Annotated in this window: 24 protein-coding genes; 9 read left to right on the top strand and 15 right to left on the bottom strand. The window is 42.1% G+C overall.

Translation table 11 applies throughout. The features are described 5' to 3' along the window. Window positions 1-75: 75 nt before the first annotated feature. The 4 genes from BLS65_RS04835 (at window position 76) to BLS65_RS04820 (ending at window position 3,136) form a co-directional block, all read left to right on the top strand. Complete coding sequence (locus BLS65_RS04835; RefSeq protein ID WP_125869768.1) at window positions 76-1,044, top strand: hypothetical protein; 969 nt, start codon at window positions 76-78, stop codon at window positions 1,042-1,044. 172 nt (window positions 1,045-1,216) lie between these two features. Beyond that, a complete protein-coding gene (locus BLS65_RS04830; protein WP_092436448.1) occupies window positions 1,217-1,750 on the top strand; it encodes a flavin reductase family protein in 534 nt (177 codons plus the stop codon). Beyond that, window positions 1,731-2,168, top strand: coding sequence for a DCC1-like thiol-disulfide oxidoreductase family protein (locus BLS65_RS04825; RefSeq protein ID WP_092436446.1), 438 nt, complete (start codon window positions 1,731-1,733; stop codon window positions 2,166-2,168). Before BLS65_RS04830 ends, BLS65_RS04825 begins: the two co-directional genes overlap by 20 nt. Then, on the top strand, window positions 2,165-3,136 hold the full coding sequence (locus BLS65_RS04820; protein ID WP_170830001.1) for a DUF3078 domain-containing protein: 972 nt from the start codon (window positions 2,165-2,167) through the stop codon (window positions 3,134-3,136). The genes BLS65_RS04825 and BLS65_RS04820 overlap by 4 nt, the downstream gene beginning before the upstream one ends. 10 nt (window positions 3,137-3,146) lie before the next feature. On the opposite strand, the gene BLS65_RS04815 is transcribed toward BLS65_RS04820, so the two are convergent. From BLS65_RS04815 to BLS65_RS04780, 8 genes are all read right to left on the bottom strand, one after another. Further along, a complete protein-coding gene (locus BLS65_RS04815) occupies window positions 3,147-3,692 on the bottom strand; it encodes a DUF4924 family protein (RefSeq protein WP_092436442.1) in 546 nt (181 codons plus the stop codon). Between the two features lie 4 nt (window positions 3,693-3,696). Beyond that, the gene (locus BLS65_RS04810; protein WP_092436440.1) at window positions 3,697-4,086 is read right to left on the bottom strand and encodes an RNA-binding S4 domain-containing protein; all 390 of its coding nucleotides are present in this window, start codon (window positions 4,084-4,086) and stop codon (window positions 3,697-3,699) included. A gap of 2 nt (window positions 4,087-4,088) precedes the next feature. Continuing rightward, on the bottom strand, window positions 4,089-4,652 hold the full coding sequence (pth, locus tag BLS65_RS04805; protein WP_092436438.1) for an aminoacyl-tRNA hydrolase: 564 nt from the start codon (window positions 4,650-4,652) through the stop codon (window positions 4,089-4,091). Between the two features lie 9 nt (window positions 4,653-4,661). Beyond that, window positions 4,662-5,237 carry a 50S ribosomal protein L25/general stress protein Ctc gene (locus tag BLS65_RS04800; protein ID WP_092436436.1) on the bottom strand — a complete coding sequence of 192 codons (576 nt, stop codon included), beginning with the start codon at window positions 5,235-5,237 and terminating at the stop codon, window positions 4,662-4,664. Window positions 5,238-5,328: 91 nt separating this feature from the next. After that, on the bottom strand, window positions 5,329-6,273 hold the full coding sequence (locus BLS65_RS04795; protein ID WP_092436434.1) for a ribose-phosphate diphosphokinase: 945 nt from the start codon (window positions 6,271-6,273) through the stop codon (window positions 5,329-5,331). Window positions 6,274-6,402: 129 nt separating this feature from the next. Next, complete coding sequence (gene yihA / locus BLS65_RS04790) at window positions 6,403-7,029, bottom strand: ribosome biogenesis GTP-binding protein YihA/YsxC (protein ID WP_092436432.1); 627 nt, start codon at window positions 7,027-7,029, stop codon at window positions 6,403-6,405. A gap of 153 nt (window positions 7,030-7,182) precedes the next feature. Further along, window positions 7,183-7,857, bottom strand: coding sequence for a YceI family protein (locus BLS65_RS04785; protein ID WP_170830000.1), 675 nt, complete (start codon window positions 7,855-7,857; stop codon window positions 7,183-7,185). 146 nt (window positions 7,858-8,003) lie between these two features. Further along, complete coding sequence (locus tag BLS65_RS04780) at window positions 8,004-9,809, bottom strand: lysophospholipid acyltransferase family protein (protein WP_092436428.1); 1,806 nt, start codon at window positions 9,807-9,809, stop codon at window positions 8,004-8,006. Window positions 9,810-9,944: 135 nt separating this feature from the next. Here BLS65_RS04780 and BLS65_RS04775 point away from each other — a divergent pair, with 135 nt between their 5' ends. The 3 genes from BLS65_RS04775 to ettA all read left to right on the top strand — a co-directional run bounded on the left by BLS65_RS04775 (window position 9,945) and on the right by ettA (window position 13,332). After that, window positions 9,945-10,619, top strand: a complete 675-nt coding sequence (locus BLS65_RS04775) for a hypothetical protein (protein WP_092436426.1) — start codon at window positions 9,945-9,947, stop codon at window positions 10,617-10,619. A gap of 23 nt (window positions 10,620-10,642) precedes the next feature. Further along, a complete protein-coding gene (locus BLS65_RS04770; protein ID WP_125869767.1) occupies window positions 10,643-11,491 on the top strand; it encodes a hypothetical protein in 849 nt (282 codons plus the stop codon). Between the two features lie 161 nt (window positions 11,492-11,652). After that, complete coding sequence (gene ettA, locus BLS65_RS04765; protein ID WP_092436422.1) at window positions 11,653-13,332, top strand: energy-dependent translational throttle protein EttA; 1,680 nt, start codon at window positions 11,653-11,655, stop codon at window positions 13,330-13,332. Between the two features lie 76 nt (window positions 13,333-13,408). Here the strand turns inward: ettA and BLS65_RS04760 are convergent, their stop codons facing one another. Next, a complete protein-coding gene (locus BLS65_RS04760; RefSeq protein WP_092436420.1) occupies window positions 13,409-14,230 on the bottom strand; it encodes a M48 family metalloprotease in 822 nt (273 codons plus the stop codon). A gap of 202 nt (window positions 14,231-14,432) precedes the next feature. On the opposite strand from BLS65_RS04760, the gene hisS reads away from it, so the two are divergent. Beyond that, window positions 14,433-15,803: a histidine--tRNA ligase gene (gene hisS / locus BLS65_RS04755; RefSeq protein ID WP_092436418.1), complete on the top strand. Its 1,371-nt coding sequence runs from the start codon at window positions 14,433-14,435 to the stop codon at window positions 15,801-15,803. Between the two features lie 61 nt (window positions 15,804-15,864). Continuing rightward, complete coding sequence (gene hutH, locus BLS65_RS04750; protein WP_092436522.1) at window positions 15,865-17,367, top strand: histidine ammonia-lyase; 1,503 nt, start codon at window positions 15,865-15,867, stop codon at window positions 17,365-17,367. A 235-nt stretch (window positions 17,368-17,602) separates the two neighbouring features. Here hutH and BLS65_RS04745 read toward each other — a convergent pair whose 3' ends face one another. The 6 genes from BLS65_RS04745 to BLS65_RS04720 form a co-directional block, all read right to left on the bottom strand. Beyond that, window positions 17,603-18,061 carry a hypothetical protein gene (locus BLS65_RS04745; protein WP_092436416.1) on the bottom strand — a complete coding sequence of 153 codons (459 nt, stop codon included), beginning with the start codon at window positions 18,059-18,061 and terminating at the stop codon, window positions 17,603-17,605. 9 nt (window positions 18,062-18,070) lie between these two features. Beyond that, on the bottom strand, window positions 18,071-18,541 hold the full coding sequence (locus BLS65_RS04740; RefSeq protein WP_092436414.1) for a hypothetical protein: 471 nt from the start codon (window positions 18,539-18,541) through the stop codon (window positions 18,071-18,073). A gap of 133 nt (window positions 18,542-18,674) precedes the next feature. Beyond that, window positions 18,675-19,223, bottom strand: a complete 549-nt coding sequence (locus tag BLS65_RS04735; RefSeq protein WP_092436412.1) for an RNA polymerase sigma factor — start codon at window positions 19,221-19,223, stop codon at window positions 18,675-18,677. Between the two features lie 18 nt (window positions 19,224-19,241). Next, a complete protein-coding gene (locus BLS65_RS04730) occupies window positions 19,242-20,198 on the bottom strand; it encodes a transketolase family protein (RefSeq protein ID WP_092436411.1) in 957 nt (318 codons plus the stop codon). A 36-nt stretch (window positions 20,199-20,234) separates the two neighbouring features. Then, a complete protein-coding gene (locus BLS65_RS04725) occupies window positions 20,235-20,630 on the bottom strand; it encodes a methylglyoxal synthase (protein WP_092436409.1) in 396 nt (131 codons plus the stop codon). A 49-nt stretch (window positions 20,631-20,679) separates the two neighbouring features. After that, complete coding sequence (locus BLS65_RS04720) at window positions 20,680-21,525, bottom strand: transketolase (protein ID WP_092436407.1); 846 nt, start codon at window positions 21,523-21,525, stop codon at window positions 20,680-20,682. Window positions 21,526-22,157: the final 632 nt, after the last annotated feature.

The following is a 22,157-nucleotide window of genomic DNA, read 5'->3' as shown; positions in this document are numbered from 1 at the left end:
ATAAAAATATCGGCCTCAGGCAATCGGATATTAGTAACAATGGTTAACTTTAAGCCCAAACTTCAACGAAGCAAGATGAAAAATATTCTAATTCTGGTTGCACTATTTGCTTGGACAGGGATATGTTATGGCCAAACGCTTAATGAGCAGCGAGAAAGGGAACGAATCGCAGAGAATAAGATTAGAGTTATTACGGTTTGGAACCACAAGTATGCCGATGGAAAACCTTCTGCAAAGGGTTACAAAAGTTCTGAAACTACTTACGACAACAAAGGGTTCCCAGTCTCCGTCATTAATTTCAAATCTTCAGGGGAAATCTCCTCGAAGCAGACCTACTCTTACGACAAAACTGGCAACAAAACCAACTACGTAAATATTGACGGAAAAGAGGGTAAAACAACGTTTCTTCAGAACATTTCTTACGACGCGAACAACAATAAAGCAAACGAAAATGGTTATAACGGTGCCGAACCTTACCGTGTAACCTACAAATACAACAACGGCAAGCAATCAGAAATCATTCGATACAAAGGGGCTAACACCGTAGACGAAAGATGGGCATATGTTCAACAAGCCAACAAGATCACAATTACGGTATACAAACCAGAAAAAACGATTTCCTACACAATGGAAAAGGTTTTAGATGCAAAAGGTAACGTGGTTGAAGATATCAGAAAAGAAAATTCTGGAGCAACATCCAAACGGTACGTCATGAAATTCAACAACCAAGACCTTGAAATTCAAAAAGATGTATACTTGGGAGGGAAGTTTATTTACAAACAGTTCTTTACATACGACAAAGAGGGCAATCTTGTACAGACTGACCAAACTAATGCTGATGGTGAGAAATTTGTTTTCAGCAAGTATAAATACGATACAAAAGGTAACCTCCTCGAAGAGCAGTGGAACGAGGGCGATGCCGATCAGTTTTCGAAGAAAGAATCCAAATACAACCCCAAAGGTATTCTTGTGGAAGTTGACACGTATTATGCACCATACAACTACAAGGTGCTCTACAAATACACCTACGAGTTCTACAAATAAAAATCGCATTTACAGCAACGAAAAAGGCCAGCAGTTATGCTGGCCTTTTTCGCTTCCGTGTGAACTATCACATCAATAAATCGTTTCATTTATTGCTCATAAATTTCTTTTTCCTTAAATTTCCATCATTAATAATCAAAAAAAATATTGTAACCCTGCCACAATACAAGATATGAAAAATTTTCACCAAACGGATTTATACACTTTAACCGACAATCCATTCAAACTACTCGACAAAGAATGGATGCTAGTTACGGCAAAAGCAGACCTTAAAACCAATACAATGACCGCAAGCTGGGGTGGCTTTGGAATTCTTTGGAACAAACCAGTAGCCTTTGTATTTATACGACCACAGCGATTTACCTTTGAATTTATAGAACACAGCGAAAGACTAAGCCTCTCCTTCTTTGCCGAAGATTACCGCGCGGCATTAAAACTCTGCGGATCAAAATCGGGAAGAGATACAAATAAAATAGAGGACGCAGGCCTTACTCTAATAGAACTACCCACAGGTTCACCCGGTTTTAAGGAAGCCCGAATTATGATGGATTGCCGCAAACTTTTCTTTACCGATTTGTCTGCCGGCACCTTTATCGATAAAAACATCCAACCATCCGTTTACCCTACCAGCGATTTTCATCGACTATATATCGGAGAAATAGAAGCATGCTGGAAAAACAACATCGATGAAATTCAAACTGAGTAACGAAGTTGCTATACAAGAAGGTAAGTCTGTGCTTGTGTTTGACACGGATTGCTTGTTCTGCAACAGAGCATTACTCCTGCTACTTTTTCTGGAGAGAAAAGATCATTTCATGATTGCTGCCCGAAACAGTAGTGCCATTTTGGCAATTGTAAATTCGGACGAAGCGCTTGCACGCGAAGATTCAATAATTTTACTGACAAACTCAATGGCCTATACAAAGGCAGACGCATTAAAAAGGATTGCGTTGAAGCTAAACTATGCCGCTATGATTATAGCAACACTCATTTGGCTAATCCCCAACCCTATTATTAATGCTGCCTACAATTGGGTTGCAAAAAAAAGATTACCCCTAAGTCAAAGCACAAAATGCAATATCTTAAACAAGGAAAAATTCAACCACAAAACATTTTCACGATGAAACACAACTTACCAAACAAGAGAAAGACAGCACTAGCCTTCCTACTGTTTTTTTTAATTACGGTTACGTCCGTAAAATCGCAAGAGACAGCAGATACGACGAAAAAAGTCCCGGAAAAACCGTGGAAAATAACAAATGCTCTGTCCATTACATTCTCACAAGTAGCACTTTCCAATTGGGTTGCAGGGGGCGAAAAATCAATCTCAGGCAACGGGTCCTACATCTTTGGATCTAAATTTAAAGATGAGAATAACTCATGGGAATCAACCTTTGATCTCGCCTACGGACAAACCAGACAGGGTGACTCCAAAAACATCAAGAACGATGACCGAATTCTATTAAGCACCAAATATGGCAGGAAAGCTTCATCAAAATGGAACTACTCCATCCTTGCAAGTTTTAGGACACAAATGCTCCCTGGATATAACTATCCAAATGATTCGACGATAATTTCGGATTGGATGGCACCGGGATATTTTGGATTGTCAATTGGTATGGACTATAAACCGACCTCTCAGATTAGCGTATTTCTCTCCCCTCTTTCGGGCAAATTAACTGTAGTAAAGAGACAAGATCTTGCCGACAAAGGTAGTTTTGGCGTTGACAAAGCAACATTTGATGGAATGGGAAATAAGATTAAGGATGGAAAGAATACTCTTTGGGAAGCAGGGGGACTTACCCAAATCACAGGCACATTCCCATTCAATAAAGGAAAAACAATATTGACTTCCAAGCTGGAGTTGTTCTCAAATTATTTAAAAGACCCGCAAAATATTGATCTTATTTTCGAGAATACATTGGAAGTAAAGATAAACAGCTGGTTTACTGCAAGACTCTTTGCCCTTGCAATTTACGACGACAACTCAAAGATAGGGACGGATACAGATGGAGATGGCACTGCCGATAAATACACTGCCAAGTTACAACTAAAGGAGATATTTGGATTGGGCATTGGAGTTAAATGGTAACCAAACTAGTTTATTCCGGGAGTTCCTTCTCCCCCAATTCTATTCTATTGTAAAGATCCGACAGCAAGGCAAGAAATCGAGTTAAAATCTCGGTAGCTTGCCTTGTTTCATTTGAAACGGTAACGCCTTTGAGCCCGAGCAGCCATACTCCGTAAATACCAATTAAGGATAACTCCACAACGTTACTATTTTCTCCACCACGTCGCCGAAGCTCAATTAAAACCGATTCGGCTTCGTAATAAAGGCCTTGATATTCATCCTCCTTTGGTGATCGAGTCAACCGAAGATGGGTCTGATTCAGATCATTAACAAGATTTTTAACGTGCTGAAGATGTCCAAATTGTTGAATTTTTTCCAGTTCCATAAATTCAGCCATAGCCAAAAACCAGTCAACGCCCTGGTTTTGATCCCCCATAAGCGATCCAAAGCGATCTAGCGCAACCTTGGATATTGCACTCCTATCGAAGTGGCATGCCCGAATAACATCTTCCACCTGATACATGAAGAGAAGATACTCAAAAAGTGATTTCTGTTTTAGTTCTCGGGCAAAATCCATCTATTTAATCATCCTCCTCGTTAAGTTCACCAATTTTTCGTCGATCCCTTTTGGTTGGTCTACCAGCACCCTTTTCTCGCACCATGGTAACTACTGAACTATTCGCATTAAGCTTGTCGAGTTCTTCCTGCGGGGTTAAATTTTCGGCAAAATTCTCCACAAGTTTAGCAGGTTGTCGATTACTAATCGAGCCTATCACCCTAAAAGTATAAACTACCGGTGATTTACGGATAGTAATAATATCGTTGATACGCACATCGCGGGAAGGTTTGGCTTCCATGCCATTTACCTTAACTCTTCCCTTTTTACAAGCCTCAGCGGCTTCGCTTCGGGTTTTATAAACCCTTACCGACCATAGCCACTTATCAATGCGAACTTCGTCAACTGGATGCATCGCTACTTAGTATTAAACTGGTTCATTGCTAAGGCAAGACCGATAGTTCCAAAACCCACGATTGCCTCAGAGGCCTTATCTAAAACCGACGGAAGCGTGGCCAGTTCAGCCTCAGTCCATTCACCAAGGACGTAATCGACTTGCTTCCCCTTGCCAAAATCACTTCCAATCCCCAATCGCAAGCGGGCATAATCGTTGGTACCCAGCACACGAGTGATATCCTTAAGCCCATTATGACCTCCATCACTGCCCTTCCCACGCAAGCGAACTTGTCCCATGGTCAATGCAAGATCGTCCACAACCACCAAAAGATTCTCGATAGGTATTTTCTCAGCCTGCATCCAATAGCCAACCGCTTTCCCGCTAAGGTTCATGTATGTATTAGGCTTTATAAAGATAAACGTTCTACCTTTAAACCTATACTCAGCCTTTGCAGCAAGACGGTTATCCGCAAAAAAAATGTTGGACGCTTTTGAAAGGGCGTCCAACACTTTAAAACCTATATTGTGGCGAGTATTGGCGTATTCAGCGCCAATATTGCCAAGCCCTGCAATTAAATACTTCAACTTAAAATGCTATTTCTTTTCAGTAGCAGCAGCACCACGCGCAGCCCTTGTCATTTTCACAGTTGCAACAACAGCAGTTTTAGGAGTAAGAATGTCGTAGTTGTCGGCAACAATTTCGCTAACAAACATCGACTTGCCCATATCCAAACCAGTGATATCAACAACAACTGAATCGGGAAGATTAGCAGGTATTGCAGAAACACGAATTTTGCGGAACAATAGTTGTAAGTTACCACCTTGCTTAACACCGTCGGAAGAACCTACGATAGTAATTGGCACATCAATAGCAACTTTCTTATCGTCGGAAATGCGAACAAAATCAACGTGAATGGTGCGATCGGAAACAGGACCAAATTGGCTAGCTTGGATCACAGCCTTGTGAACTTTACCATCAAGGTTAAGCAACACGATGTGAGCACTAGGAGTGTAAATCAAAGTATTCAACAACTTTTCTTCAACGCCAAAGTGAAGGTTTTCGCCTCCTCCATAAAGAACACAAGGAACCAGACCTTCGTTTCTCAACGCTTTTGTTTCCTTTTTGCCAATGCTAGCACGGATTGTGCCTTGAATTTCTAGAGTTTTCATTTTTGTGTAATTAAAAATTAGTAATTAGTGCTACTCAGAGCATATGCTCCCCATTACACCATTTGCTAAAAATGGAGGTGCAAATATAGCATTAAATTATAAACTTGGAACTTATTGACTGGTAGTTGTAAACTTTATCGATTACCTCTGCAAACAAATCAGCCACGCTTAACACATGAATCTTGGAGATATCCTCACCCAATTTGAGTGGAATGGTATCGGTAACCAAGACTTCGGACAAAACGCTATTGGCAATCCGGTCGTATGCCGGTCCTGAGAGTACCGGATGGGTAGCGATGGCCCGAACACTTTTTGCACCACGATCCATAAGCATGTCAGCCGCCTTGGTCATGGTTCCCGCAGTATCAATCATGTCATCCAAAATAAGCACGTTCTTCCCCATCACATCGCCAATAGCCGTGATTTCAGAAACCACATTCGCTTTCTCCCGATTTTTGTGACAAATAATCATGGAAGCATCGAAGAAACGACTATAAGCATTTGCCCTTTTTGCACCGCCCATATCAGGAGCTGCAATAGCAATATTTTCTAAGTTGTGCGCCTTGATATAAGGCACAAAAATAGAACTGGCATACAGATGATCCACTGGCACATCGAAGAACCCTTGAATTTGATCGGCATGCAGATCCATGGTCATAATCCTATCAACCTTTGCTGCGCTGAGCAAATTGGCCACCAACTTAGCTCCAATAGACACGCGTGGTTTGTCCTTGCGGTCTTGCCTTGCAAAACCAAAATAAGGAATAACAGCTACCACTTTATAGGCAGATGCGCGGTGAGCAGCATCTATCATCAGCAATAACTCGAACAAATTGTCTGTGGGCGGAAACGTAGACTGGATAATGAAGACGGTAGCACCTCGAACAGACTCGTCAAAGCAGGGCTGAAATTCACCATCGCTAAAGTCAATTACCGATGATTTTCCCAGTTCCGTTCCAAAACTCTTTGCAATTTTTTCAGCGAGATAGCGAGAGTTTCTACCTGTAAAAAACTTGATGGGGCTCTTGTGAGGCATTGGTGAAATATTTATTTGGTATGGATTTACTGCAAATAATTACGGCACAAATTTAATGATAATAAATTGCTGACGTACGATATTCCTTACTGTTTAATACCATGTTTACAGAATCTCTGTTACGAGCAACTAACTGTTTTCAGACTTCTCCTCCTTAACAAGGCGGTTCAACTCGTCGATGAAGTGCATCACTTCTTCTCGCCCTAACTTACTTTCCGCAGAAGTAGCAATCATCTTAGGCAACTCGTCCCACTCTTTGGACAACTCCTCTTGGTACGTTGCTATATTTCGCTGAAGTGCGGATTTGCTAATCTTGTCGGCCTTTGTAAAGATTATTGTAAATGGAACCTGGCTCTCTCCGAGTGCACTTATAAATTCCAGATCGACCTTTTGTGGCTCTAGCCTTGAGTCAACCAAAACGAAAAGGTTTATTAACGTTTCCCTATTCTGGATGTAGTTGGTAATCATTGCGTGGAATATCGCCCGTGACGCTTTTGATGTTTTTGCAAAACCGTAACCAGGAAGGTCGACTAAATACCAACTCCCATTGATAAAATAGTGGTTGATCAGCTGCGTTTTGCCTGGCGTTTGGGACACTTTAGCCATACCATTTTGGCCTGTGAGCATATTAATAAGAGACGATTTTCCAACGTTGCTTCGGCCAATAAAGGCATACTCATTGATTCCATCGGCTGGACACTCCTCAATCTTGGCGCTCGACTTTACAAACAATGCCTTTTTAACCAAATTATCCATCTTGCTTTTTTTGCAAAGGTAGGAAGGCTTGAGGTTAATCCAAGCGATTAATTGATAGTATTATAAAAAGAGAACACAAAAACGATCTACACCAGTGCCTACGGTCATATTTTTTATTAGAATTGGAGCATTACGGGTAAGAATCCAAAAATATTACTTTACTGTTTTTAATACAACCGTGATCTCAATATTATCGTCAATAAACTTATCCTTGAGGTTGTCGAAAATAGATTTCGAGCCATAGTTAACCCCCCAATCGGTTCTATTTATTGAGATTGGACCAACGTGCGCAGTTACTTGACCACCGCTAACCTCAACACGACTGCTAAAAACAATACCTTTTGTTATACCTTTAATAGTTAAATTTCCGCTTACAATACACTCACCCGATTTGTTGGAGTCGGAAAAATTCACCTTTGTTATAACCAGATCGGAAGTTGCAAACCGGACGGTATTAAAGAAATCGGGCGATTTCAAATGTGTTTCCAACCTAATGCGCGACTCGGAATCGCTAATGTCGGTATTTGCAATGGAACTCATATTGAATACTATCCTACCACCAACTAATTGTTGATCGGCATATTCCAAGTAACCGCTTTGAAGTTTTAGAGTGCCGGTATGGCTTCCACCCGGCTTGTTTCCAATCCAATTAACTAGAGATGCAACGGTGTCGATCTGCAACAGAGAAGTCGTTTTCGAAATCGACTCCACCTCCTGTGGGGAACCTGCCTTAACTTCGACAATTGAACCGTCACCCCCACCGCTGCAGGAGGCCATAATAAAACTCACCATCAGGGTAAGGATAGAAAACATTGATCTCTTTTGCATGGCCATGGTATTAATGAATTTCTATGCAAATAACAAAAAAACAGCGGGATGTGCAATTAAACAGCGTCTCATTTACATAAGATTGTTCAGCAAAAACAAACGTGCTTCAGAAAAACGGAAGCACTTCGCCACAATTAACACAACGATTACTCCTCCTCGAAGGTATAGTCGGAGAGATTGAACCGCTCTAAAATCGTTTTATCATTAATCTCCTTTGAAAGCGAGGTAATCGTTTCAATTGGCACCTGAAACAAATCAAGGATCAGAAGACCATCAAGACAGTTGTTGAAGAGGGGGTCGACGTTAAACCCAATGATCTTACCATTCAACTTTATGTATTTTTTCAGGAGCACCGGCATCCTATAGTCGGCATCTTCAATATCGGCGATAAATTTATCCAACTTATTTATATCGTTGGAGTGCTGAAGCAAAATATCGGCATCTACGTTTCCAAACTTAGCCTTGAATCGTTTACGTGGCTTAATAAACTTGGCCAGTTCCACATCGTAATGATTATCGCGCATAAACTGAATGATGATACCCTTGGTAAACATCGAGAGTTTATCGCTAATAGAAACCGGGCCTATCAAGTACCTGTATTCGGGATGTTTTAGAATGAAATAAAGAATACCTTTCCATAGCAAGAACAACGGCATGGGCTTTCGCTGATAATCCTTAACAATAAAGGATCTTCCCAGTTCGATGCTTTGTCTGAGGTAAGGTGAGAAATTCTCATCAATTTTAAACAGCGTATGCAGATAAAACCCATCAATTCCATATTGATCTAGGATATCTTGTCCTTTACCGGCTCGGTATGCCCCCACAATTTTTTTCTCATCCTCATCCCAAATAAAGAGTTGATTATAGTAAAGGTCAAATTCATCAATATCAATTTTTCGGTTTGTGCCCTCGCCTACCTCCCTAAAAGTAATTTCGCGCAGACGCCCAATTTCATTCATCATGTTCGGCATTTGAACCGAAGGAGCGCATATCACAGAATAGTTCTTACTCTGAAAAAGCAAATATTCTTTCTTTAGGTTTTCGACTTCCTCAAGAACAATGGAAGGATCGATCGGGGCAACAATATCTTCGACCACCTCAACCTCTTTAATCCTAGGAGAAAAGAATTTTTTTACCTCCAACGAAGTTCCCAGCGCATAGGTTTTTGCACGAAGGAAGCGTGAGTATTGGCTCAAATCAGAAAATTCTTCCTGCTCATTAACGCATATGGGGTTCCCTATCCGTATGCGGATTACCTTGTTGCGCTTATTGAACAGTTCGGAAGGTAGCTTAATAGTTCGCAATATAGGATGAATCAACCCAAGCAAATGAAATAACTTGCTATTGGTGCCATCGAAATACACGGGAACCACTGGCACCTTTGCATTCTTAATTAATTTAACAATAGAAGGTTGCCATTTTTTATCTGCCACTCCCAAAAAACCTGATTGATAGGACGATACCTCACCAGCAGGAAAAACTCCGAGGCAATTTCCATCGTGTAGATGGTTGAGAGCCAACTTCAGTCCCGTAAGGCTCGATTTCGCTCCCTTACGTGTTTCAAAAGGATTAACGGGGAAAAAAAACTCTTCAATGGGCCTTATCTTACTAAGCATAAAATTAGCAAGCACTTTGTAATCCGGCCTAATCTCCCCCAATGTTCGAATCAGAAGAATTCCATCAATGCCTCCAAAGGGATGGTTCGAAACAGTTATAAATGATCCGGTCTTTGGGATTCGCTTAAGATCTTCGGGACTAATTTCAAACTTAACCTCGAGTTCACCAATTACCGCATCTATAAACTCCAAACCCTTTTTGTCGGCAAATTTTGCATAAACCTTATTAATTGCGTTAACTTTCAACATGTACATCAGGAGTTTGGATAGACTATCCCCACCTACAGTGTTCAAGTTCGCAGCCTTTTTAAACTCTTCCGAATCAACTAGGTTCATAGCTCAACTGTTCTATTGAATTTGGTCGCAAGATAGATATTATCGTGAAAAAAATAAGAAGTAAAGACATGCCTTAACCGAAACGTAGCCTTGAATTAGTATATTTTTGTAATTTTGGAAGATTAATATCCTCACATGACTAAGTTCATCAACCTACTAGTTCTCTTACTTCTATCCACAGGCTTTCATGCCCAATCGGACAGTTTGTCGAGCACCGTATATACCCCCGATTTCTCTTTTAATAATGGGATTTATCTTACTTTTGCACAAGTAAAGAACAACAATCCCATTCCTAAGTCACGCCTAATCATCTCCGAGAATCTTTCCAGCCCCGCATTCTTCGATAAAGTATTGGGCGGAAAAAAGATTTTCTTTTTCGATGAGAATGGGCTTCGAAAAGAGGTATTAACCGAACAAATTTGGGGATTCTCTAACAATGGCGTAATCTACATAAACCTTGGAGGTAGTTTTAATAAGATTTCAATTGTAGGCAACCTCTGCCACTTTATTGCAACCGTTACAGTGACAAATCAACAATATTACGATCCCTTCTATAATGGCTATGGAGCCAATTACAATATCTCACCAAACCTTTACTCAATACAGGAGACGCGCCAGTTCCTATTAAATTTTAAAACAGGTAAAGTCTCCGACTACACCGTCCCAAATGTATCGACCTCCATTGCAGCCGATGACGAGTTGGCAAAAGAGTATTTAAATTTAAGCAAGAGAAAGAAAAAAGATTTAAAGTTTCTTTACATTCGCAGGTATAACCAATGCAATCCGCTTTTAATACCAACAAAGAAATAAAATCACAACAAAAACCATACGCTATGAGAAAATTCATTTTCATTACCGCATCGCTAATATTGAGCGCTTTCTACTGTAGCGCTGAACGATACGTCCCCACTCAGGCTGACGTTGATCGGTTTTTCAAAACCAAAACCTATGTTGTGCTCCAAAACAATCCAATGAGCGAGTACAACATGAAAGTGAAGGAAGCTGTTGAAAAGTTTTGGACCATCACCCCCTTCGAGTTTATCAACAACACCCAGTTTGAGGAAATGCGCAAAGACCCTGAAAAGTCATTTTTGGTAGTTATTCAGGTAAAATTTCCAAAAGACAAAATAGAGGCAAGCTATAACTTTCTAAGCGTATTGCTTGGTGCAGCAGTGAAGAGGATTACCGACATGCCCGAAATTTGCGGTATTCCAATTAGCTATGCCAATGTGGATGAGTTTAGCTGGGCTTACAAGTCGAAAGCGCTAGTCACCTTTCTCCAGAACCACATACAGCTCATGAAAACAAATTCCGAACTGCTAACGGCAAACATGTTTAACTACTACAATAAAAACCGAGGAGACGTACATACTAAAGAGCTTTGGGTTGTAGAAAAAGACCTCGCCAAAGAGGCCCGTAGTTTAGCAACACTTCAATCGAACTATAAATTCACCATTAAAGTGGTAAAGTCCGAAGATATTGAGAAGGCAATTGAAGAGAGAAATACCAACGTGGTTTTTTTACATAAGGTAGGTCCCGAGGGAACCAGAATGCAAGCCCGTTGCTATAAAATGATTATAGGTATAGGCGAAAACAAGCTATACTATTGGGATTATCATACCATCAAGAACAAAGAAGACGATGGACTTATGATTAAGGATCTAAAAAAACTGAACAAGTAGGCGTTAGATACACAACAAAGTCCTCCCACAATCGCCAAATTATCAGGAACGATTGAAGAGGACACGAGTTCATTCTACGGTGTAAACCAGAGATGGTTAAATTGCAATATATTTGCCCCGCACTAGCGGGGCATTTCTTCGAAAACAATTAAACAACAATAATGGCTGACGACAAAAAAATCATTTTTTCGATGGTGGGGGTTACTAAAACATACCCTCCTCAAAAGAAAGTTCTAAGCAACATCTACCTCTCATTTTTCTATGGTGCCAAAATAGGCATCATTGGATTAAACGGCTCTGGAAAATCGACTCTACTCAAGATTATTGCGGGTATTGAGAAATCATTTCAAGGAGATGTTGTTTTTTCACCGGGTTACAGCGTTGGCTATCTCGAACAGGAGCCGCACCTCGATGAGACAAAAACTGCCCGAGAGATTGTGCAAGAAGGCGTGCAGGAGGTGATTGATCTCCTAAAAGAGTATGAAGAGATAAATAATCGCTTTGCAGAGCCAATGAGCGATGATGCAATGAACAAACTCATTGAGCGGCAAGGTATTGTTACCGAACAAATTGATGCAGTGAACGGATGGGAAATCGACAGCAAGTTAGAGCGGGCAATGGATGCTCTTCGCTGCCCCGATAGCGATTCAATTGTAAAGAACCTTTCGGGAGGAGAACGACGCCGATTAGCTCTCTGCCGATTACTGCTCAAAGAACCAGAGATTCTTCTACTCGACGAGCCTACTAACCACCTCGACGCCGAAAGTGTTGAGTGGCTGGAGTTACACCTACAGCAGTATAAAGGAACCGTTATTGCAGTAACCCACGATCGCTATTTCCTCGATAACGTTGCAGGGTGGATTCTCGAGTTAGACCGTGGCGAAGGAATTCCATGGAAAGGCAACTACTCCTCTTGGCTCGATCAGAAATCCAAACGATTGGCTCAAGAAGAGAAGCAAGAGAGCAAGCGAAGAAAATCGTTGGAACATGAATTGGAATGGGTTAGGATGGCTCCTAAAGCTCGCCAAGCCAAAGGAAAGGCACGTCTTGCGGCATACGACAAGATGCTGAATGAAGACGAGAAACAAAAAGAGGAAAAGTTAGAAATATACATCCCCAATGGACCGAGACTTGGAAACAAGGTAATTGAGGTTAAAAATGTATCGAAGGGCTATGGCGACAAACTGCTCTTCGAAGACTTAAGTTTCTCTTTACCTCCAGCCGGAATTGTTGGTGTAATTGGCCCTAACGGTGCCGGTAAAACCACCCTATTTAGGTTGATTATGGGTATTGAAACACCGGACCATGGAACCTTTGAGGTTGGCGAAACAGTAAAAGTGGCCTATGTAGACCAACAGCATAAAGACATTGACCCTGTAAAATCGGTTTTTGAGGTTATTTCGGGCGGAACGGAAACAATGCTACTCGGAGGGAAAATGCAAAACTCTCGGGCATACGTTGGTCGATTCAACTTTTCTGGTGCCGATCAGGAAAAAAAGTGCGCTGCGCTTTCGGGCGGAGAGCGTAACCGGTTGCACTTGGCCGTTGCTCTGAAAGAGGAAGGTAATGTGATACTGCTCGATGAGCCTACCAACGATATCGACATCAACACCCTTCGTGCCCTTGAAGAAGGTCTAGAGAACTTTGCTGGATGTGCAGTAGTAATTTCGCACGACAGGTGGTTCCTCGATCGTATTGCTACGCATATTCTTGCCTTCGAAGGCAACTCACAGGTTTACTTCTTCGAAGGATCCTACTCCGATTATGAAATTAACAAGAAGGAGCGATTGGGAGAAGAGGGGCCAAAAAGGCTTCGTTACAAGAAGCTTATTGCCGACTAATTCGTAATACTATAGAACAGAGCGAGGGCGTTTCACATCAGAAACGCCCTCGCTCTTTTTATTCTATGAACAACGTTTATTTCGACACGCTGCTTTTAAACTCATTATATCTGTCTATGTAGGTTTCACCTACCTTTGAGCCTAACTCCTTCCAAATACGCTCAATTTCGCTAATTCGATTCTCTGGCGAAGGGTGAGTACTTAGGAATTCAGGCGTTTTACCACTTTGACCGGCTGCAGTGAGTTTTTCAAAAAACCCGGCTACCTCGCGAGGTGCATAGTTCGAGTTGCCATTGGTTGCATTAAGATATTTAACCGCAAACTCATCAGCTTGGTATTCATGCTCCCGGCTAAACTTAAGCGAAGTTGCCCCTTTGGCCAGCTGGCCCAAAACATCGGCCATAACCGATGGTTTATCGCCAAGCAAAACACTTAAGAGAACATCAAAACCATACGTCTTAGTCATCGTTTGAGTGGAGTGTCTTTTATCAGCATGCGCCATTTCGTGAGCCATCACTCCGGCAAATTGCGATTCATTGTCGAGGTATTTAATGAGCCCAGTATAGAAATACATATAACCACCAGGAGCAGCAAATGCATTTAGAACCTCATCGTTATCAATAATCTTTACCTGCCACTCAAATTCAGATTTATACGTAATAAGCCCTGAGTTCAAAATAGCATCGCGAACCCGTTCTAAGTGCTCGTATGCTTTAGGATGAGTGGCTTTATCCAATATCTTATACTCATCTGGATTTGCCATTACTGAAGAATCGAGCTGTCGCCCAAACTCAATATCCTGTTGTAGCGTAAATAAGTTAATTCCGCCATCCTTACTACATCCCGTGAATACGGACAAAGGAACAACCACCGCAAGCACAATAAATAAACGCCTCATAATCAGTTTGGGGTTACATTGAAATAACACAAGTATTTACGAATCAAAAATATTAAAAAACAATACAACTACAATAAACTTAGCCCTATTTGATATTGTTCAAAACAGCTGTTTCCAAAACATTGCCGCAAACTACCAATGCTAAACAGCATGAACAGCAAAGAATAAGGTTGTTTTCCTATCTTTGTGAAAATTATTTATCATGGCTGTTCAAAAACCAAGTATTCCAAAAGGAACAAGAGACTTTTCACCTGAGGAATCAGCAAAGCGAAGCTACATATTCGACACAGTAAAGCGCCAGTTCCAGTGCTTTGGATATCAACCGCTGGAGACCCCTGCAATGGAGAACCTATCTACCCTTCTTGGTAAATATGGTGACGAAGGAGACAAACTCCTATTCAAGATACTTAACTCGGGTGACTATTTAAGTAAAATACCACAGGGCGACCTTACACCCGAAAGTAGTTCACCTCTAGCAACACGAATATCGGAGAAGGGGCTACGTTACGACCTTACCGTGCCTTTTGCCCGATACGTTGTGATGCACCAAAACGAAATATCGTTTCCATTTAAGCGCTACCAAATCCAGCCAGTATGGCGCGCCGATCGTCCACAAAAGGGACGCTATCGCGAATTCTACCAGTGCGATGTAGATGTTATTGGCAGCACATCACTTCTCAACGAGGTCGAATTGCTCCAAATCATCGATACCGTTTTCGAAAAACTAAAGATTAAAGTAGTAATAAAGCTAAACAACCGCAAAATACTATCGGGAATTGCTGAATACTTAAATGCTTCGGAACGCCTTACTGATATTACGGTTGCCATCGACAAAATCGACAAAATAGGACTCAATGCCGTTAAAGACGAATTAATCGAGCGAGGTGTTTCTGCCGATTCTGTTGGGAAGTTGGAACCAATACTTCTACTGGAAGGTAAAAACCAAGATAAATTAAATACCCTGCGAAAAATCCTCGCCTCCTCCGAAACCGGAATCAAGGGTATTGAAGAGTTGGAAACAATACTTGCCTACGCCGAATCGCTATCACTAAGCACCCCTATTGAGATAGACCTAAGCCTTGCCAGGGGGCTGAACTACTATACCGGTGCAATCATTGAAGTTAAGGCCAAGGATGTTGCCATTGGCAGTATATGTGGAGGTGGACGCTACGACGATCTCACCGGAATTTTTGGACTAAACAACATGTCGGGGGTAGGCATTTCGTTTGGAGCCGACCGGATCTACGACGTGATGGCACAGCTGGATATATTCCCGGCCGAATCGGCAGCCACATCCAAAGTTATGTTTGTAAACTTTGGAGAAAAAGAAGCTCAGACCTGCCTAGGTCTTCTCGCCCTAGTCCGTAAGGCTGGCATTGCAGCCGAACTTTACCCCGATTCTGCTAAAATGAAAAAGCAGCTGGATTATGCAAATAGAAAAGGGATTCCGTTCGTTGCGCTGATTGGTGAGAACGAGATAGCAACCTCAACCATGGCCGTTAAGTCGATGGCCTCCGGCGAACAGCATCAAGTAGCATTCCATCAACTCAACGACTTCTTAACAAACCAATAAACCACGCAAAAACCCCTCCTCTGGAAGGGTTTTTGTGTCTCCAATAAATCATAAACAACCAATTATGACAGTTCACTACATTAATCAAACCCCTCTTTCTTTTGAGATATTGGAAAAATTTCTCGAAGGAAATATTGAGATAAAACTCTCGGAGGAGGCAAAGGCCCTCATCCAAAAATGCCGCACCTACCTCGACAACAAGGTAAAGAATCAAACCGAGCCAATTTACGGAATCACCACAGGCTTTGGATCGTTGTGTAAACAATCTATCTCACACGATCAGCTGGCTCAACTGCAAAAGAACTTAGTAATGTCGCACGCGTGCTCCACCGGAACAGAGGTAAGCCGAGATATTGTAAGGCTAATGCTTTTCCTCAAGGCGCACGCTCTTTCGATGGGCAACTCCGGTGTTCAGGTAATCACCGTTGAACGGATTATTGAGATGGTCAACAACGATGTATTACCCATCGTTTACGATCGCGGATCGCTAGGAGCATCGGGCGATTTAGCTCCATTATCCAATCTGTTCCTCCCATTACTAGGCTTAGGCGAAGTTCGTTTTAAGGGCGAAAAGATGCAATCGGCCGACGTACTCAAAAAATTAGGATGGGCCCCTATTGAGTTACAGAGCAAGGAAGGGTTGGCTCTGCTAAACGGAACCCAGTTCATGAGTTCACATGCTGTTTTTGCTCTATTAAAGGCATTTAGAATCAGCACCCTTGCCGACATCATTGGGGCTGTATCGCTGGAAGCTTTCGACGGTAGAATTGAACCATTCCACGAAAACCTCCATGCAGTTAGACCGCATAAAGGTCAAATTGAAACTGCACAAAACATACGCAGAATACTCAACAACAGCGAACTGATAAACCGTGCAAAAAAGCATGTTCAAGATCCTTACTCCTTCCGCTGTATGCCGCAAGTTCACGGCGCTTCGAAGGACACCATTCGCTATGCTGCCTCGGTAGTTTTAACCGAAATCAATTCGGTAACCGACAATCCGACCATCTGGCCCGACGAAGATCTAATCCTTTCGGGTGGAAACTTTCACGGTCAACCCATTGCGCTTGTCATGGACTTTCTTGCCTTGGCTCTTGCCGAACTTGGAAACATATCGGAGAGAAGAACAGCCCAGCTAATCCTAGGTCTTCGTGGCCTTCCTGAATTTTTGGTGGCAAACCCAGGCTTGAACTCAGGCTATATGATTCCGCAGTATGCTGCAGCATCCATGGTTAGTCAGAATAAAATGTATTGTTTCCCAGCCTCCTGCGACTCGATTGTCTCGAGCAACGGACAGGAAGACCACGTAAGCATGGGAGCAAATGCTGCTACCAAGTTGCTTAAGGTAATCGACAATCTGGAGCGAATAATGGCCATTGAATTAATGGATGCCGCCCAAGCATTTGACTTCCGTCGGCCTGCAAAAACATCCCCCTACTTGGAGGACTTCCTTGCAAGTTACCGCAAGGTGGTTTCCTTCATTACCGAGGATAAAATTATGTATCTCGAAATTGACAAGACCGTAGATTTCATTCAGAAGATCGGCATTAAGCCCATCGTATAACTGAGGAAAGTATAAACGGGGCTGCATCAAATGATGCAGCCCCGTATTTTTTTGTGCTATAGGCAGACACACTTTATCGCTCCAAATATTTTCGGATCGGAAGGATATCTATCCTAATAAAAAACCCCGACGAATCGAGGTTATACTTTTATTTATGGAATCATCGAAACGCTGTGTCGTAATCCTTGCTGCGCTTCGATTTATTTACGTCGGCTAACGCCACAGACGTTCATCATCAGTCACTCTTCCCGGAACCCTTTATTTGCTGAAGTAGCCAATTCTTAAATTCATTGTCGGCCAAATAGAGTTTCATAACCTTTTCTGCCGGAAGAACTTTTTGAAAACGACCATTAAACTCGTTGAGCAGATCAGCCTCTCTGCGCTGAAAGCCAACGTATTTATCAGCATATGCCTTAATCTCTTTAGTCGACATGCGGTTTAAATTCTTTTCACAATAAACCATGGTTTCCCTACGCTCACTTATGATTACATTCTTCCGCTTCCAGTAATCGTTATAAAGAGGCCAGAAATCCTGAGCCTCCAAAGAAGTAAGGTCAAGTTTCTCTGTAAAAAAAGCAATTTTCTGAGCCTTCACTATCTCAGCCTTGTCTTGAATATCTTGCGCATTGGCTGCAAAGCCAAAACTTACAAAGGCAAATATGGAAATGGCAAATATATACTTCAAGATTGTCATAGTGTCCTTTTAATACTTTTCAACGAGGGTTGTATAGTCAACATTCTCATCTACCAAATATTGAATCATCGCGTCACGATTGTCTGTTTCGCCAAGGGTTGGTTTTGGAACACGACTATCCTCGTGTAATGCTTGAATTAATGAAGATTCATCAAAATCGACATAAGTTCCCCTATCGGTTCTTTGTGCAATTGCCTTGGTAGATACCGAAATACTTTTTTCATTCAAACTCATTTTGGTGCCAATGTAACCTAGGCTTAAAACCAGAGCAAGTCCGGCAGCATAGGCCAAATAGGGTCGCATGGACCATCCTTTGTTTGAAGTATCTGTTTCTTGTCCACTTTTTGTTTGAGCAATTCTCTCAGAAATTTTTTGTGGAAATGCATTGAAGTAACCCTCAGGAACAGAATAGGGATTTCCCTTTGGAAGTCCGTTAAGCAATTTCTCGAGATTCTCTTCTCCACTAAAATTCGTTTTCATTGTAGTAATTTTTCTCCGTTGTTATTCGGGCTTGGCGAGCCGTTGAAAACCCCATAAATAGCCAATTTTAATGAATATGGGGACATCTAAATATCATTTGCTTGTGGGTAGGATTACCCCCCCATGCAAAGGTTTAATCGGCAAGCATGAATTTCTCAATCTTTTTGACGGCATGATGAAATGATGCCTTCAACGCACCGACAGAAGTTTTAAGCACTTCCGACATCTCATCATACTTCATATTATCGTAGTACTTCATATTGAAAACAAGGCGTTGCTTTTCGGGCAACTTCAGTATAGCCTTTTGCAGCTTAGCTTGGATTTCATCGCCATTAAAATAGGGATCGGACGCAAGAGTATTACCCAACTGATACTCCACGTTACCCAATGGAATAAAGACGTTTGCTCGTTTTTTCTTCAAGAAAGTAAGAGCTTCATTGGTAGCAATCCGATAAAGCCAAGTGTAGAGTTGGGCATCCTCGCGAAATCCCCCAAGACCGCCCCACACCTTTAAGAAGGTATTCTGCAGAACATCATCGGCATCATCGTGATCGGTCACCATCCTCCTAACATGCCAATATAGTCGTTCCTGATATTTTTGTACAAGAAGGGTGAAAGCAAAGTCTTTGCTTTCACCCACCCGGAACATTTCAACTATAGTAGTATCGGAGTATTCAGCCATTTAGTAAAACTGGAACTATTACTTTTTCCGTTTCAAAACACGCTTAACGGCCTCAACAATTGAAGGCGTATCGAGATGATATTTCTCCATCAATTCGGATGGTTTACCACTTTCGCCAAAAACATCATCAACAGCAACCATTTCCATTGGAGTAGGAAGCTTGCGAGCCAATAGTTGAGCAACGCTATCGCCAAGGCCACCGTTCATGTTATGCTCCTCGGCAGTAACAACAGCACGTGTTTTTCCGGCAGAACGTAGAATTGCCTTATCGTCGAGAGGCTTAATGGTGTGGATATTGATCACCTCAACGGAGATATCATCCTCCGCTAGAATTTCAGCAGCCTCTAGTGCTTTCCACACGAGGTTTCCTGTGGCAAAAATGGTAACATCTTCGCCTTCGCTGAGAACAATAGCCTTTCCTATTTCGAACTTCTCATCGGCTGGAGTAAAATTAGGAACCGCAGGGCGACCAAACCGAAGATAAACCGGTCCCTTATAGTCGGCAATGGCAAGCGTAGCAGCCTTGGTTTGGTTGTAATCGCAAGTGTTAATCACGACCATGTTGGGTAGCATTTTCATCAACCCAATATCCTCCATTACCTGGTGCGTAGCGCCATCCTCGCCAAGAGAAATACCCGCATGCGAGGCAATAATCTTCACGTTCTTATTGGAATAGGCAACGCTTTGGCGTATTTGATCGTAAACTCGGCCAGTAACAAAATTAGCAAATCCAGCCGCAAATGGAATCTTTCCACCAATGGTAAGGCCTGCCGCCATACCAATCATGTTTGCCTCGGCAATACCCGTTTGAATGAAACGCTCGGGGCAATGCTCAATAAAGCCCTCCATTTTAAGTGAACCAATAAGGTCGGCACAGAGCCCAACTACGTTAGGATTTGTTTTCCCTAACTCAGTAAGCGCATCGCCAAAGCCTGCTCTTGTTTCTTTAAGTCCTGTGGAAACGTATTTCTTCATTATTCTGTTTTTTCTAGAAAATTGTAGAGTGAATCCCTACTTGTGTTTTAAACGCTCAGAAGCCTCCTTTTTAATAAGGCCGAGAATGAGCAACTCTGCGCTGGCAATGTTGGTTGCCAACGGAATATTATGCACGTTGCACTGTTCCAAAAGCCGACGAATATCCTCGTGATGAGGCTGCGCCAGTTTATGGTCGCGCAAGAAGATTACGATATCCACCTCGCCGCGGCCAATCATTTCGGTAATTTGAATATACCCTCCCGAAAGACCTGGACTGAGATGCTTCACAGCAATCCCTTGTGCTTCTATAAATTCAGCAGTTCTTCCGGTAGCCAGAAGATTTACGCCCTGAATCCAGTCGAGCCGCTCTTTAAGGAACTCAACCAAATCGTTTTTCTTTGCATCGTGTGCTATTACAACAATATTCTTCATTGTAATAAGAGTTTATCGGCAGTTGCCGGGTTAATATCGTATCTACTGACTAGTAATCGCCAAGAGTTTCTGGCAGTTGATCGAGTGCCGAAGCCAATTGTTCATCGCTAGGAGCTTTGCCGTGCCATTTGTGGGTTCCAACCATAAAATCGACACCCATGCCCATCTCTGTTTTCATGATGATAACAACTGGCTTTCCTTTACCGGCATGACTCTTGGCTTCATTTAAACCACGAATCACATCGGCCATATCGTTACCGTTCATCTCAAGAACATCCCAGCCAAAAGCAGCCCATTTGGCACCAAGGTTGCCCAACGAAAGAACCTTATCAACAGGGCCATCGATTTGCTGACCGTTATAGTCTACGGTAGCAATTATATTATCGAGTTTATTATGGGCAGCAAACATTATTGCCTCCCAGTTTTGACCCTCTTGCAATTCGCCATCGCCGTGAAGGGTGAAGACGAGCTTCTTATCGCCATTCATCTTCTTTCCGAGGGCAGCACCGCAAGCAACGCTGAGCCCTTGTCCAAGCGATCCTGATGCAATACGAATACCTTGAAGGTGTTCGGCTGGAGTTGGATGACCCTGAAGACGTGAGTTAATCTTACGAAACGTAGAGAGTTCGCGAACATCGAAATAACCGCTGCGCGCTAAAACGCTATACCATACTGGGGAAATGTGACCATTGGAAAGGAAGAATAGATCTTGATTCTTTCCATCCATGTCAAAATTCTTTGGTTCATGCTCCAATACGCTAAAGTATAGGGCAACCATAAAATCGGTGCAACCCAATGAGCCACCTGGGTGACCCGATGCTTGGGCATGTACCATCCGGACAATGTCCCGTCGAACTTGAGAAGCAATTTTCTTTAGCTTTTCTATGTCTTCCATTAATTCTGAAAAAGTTAATCCATATTGCAAACTAGCAGAATCATCTCTCCTAGTTTATGAAAATTCGGTGGTAAAATTAACTCTTTTCCAACGATTACCATAGATTAATGGATGTTTTTGATTATCCATCGGCAAGCCCAATGACAATAAGAGAATGTAGTAATTTGCTAATTCCGTTCTACTAATCAGTTGCAATCTAAACCCTCATTGCTTTCGCTAAGATTTTAACCCAAATGGTAGCCCCCACTTCGATCGTTTTCATTAGCAAATTAGCACACTACCTTATATCCGCAACATAAAAGCATAAAATAATCGGGAACCCCTGTAATAATAATCATCACAAGGCTTTCCCGATTAAAATATTTTCACCTACTTAGGTGAAAACTAGATAAAACGGTCGAAGTTGTGCCACCCATTTCGGTTCAAGTTGTGCCAGGCGTTTCGGTCGAAGTTGTGCCACTTTTTTAGGTGCATTTAGGCTATTGTTTCGGTCGAAGTTGCGCCACCCGTTTCGACGCAAATTGCGCCATTGAGCCATTGAAAGGAATGATTTCTATCTTATCGCTGAAACTTAAATCAGGGATATGGCCGCAAAGAAGATAGATATCATGGATGTACGACAATTAATTCAG

This window comes from Williamwhitmania taraxaci, from assembly GCF_900096565.1.
Taxonomy (GTDB): domain Bacteria; phylum Bacteroidota; class Bacteroidia; order Bacteroidales; family Williamwhitmaniaceae; genus Williamwhitmania; species Williamwhitmania taraxaci.
The sequence above is the reverse complement of the archived record's forward strand: the minus strand, read 5'-3'. Positions and strand labels throughout refer to the sequence as shown.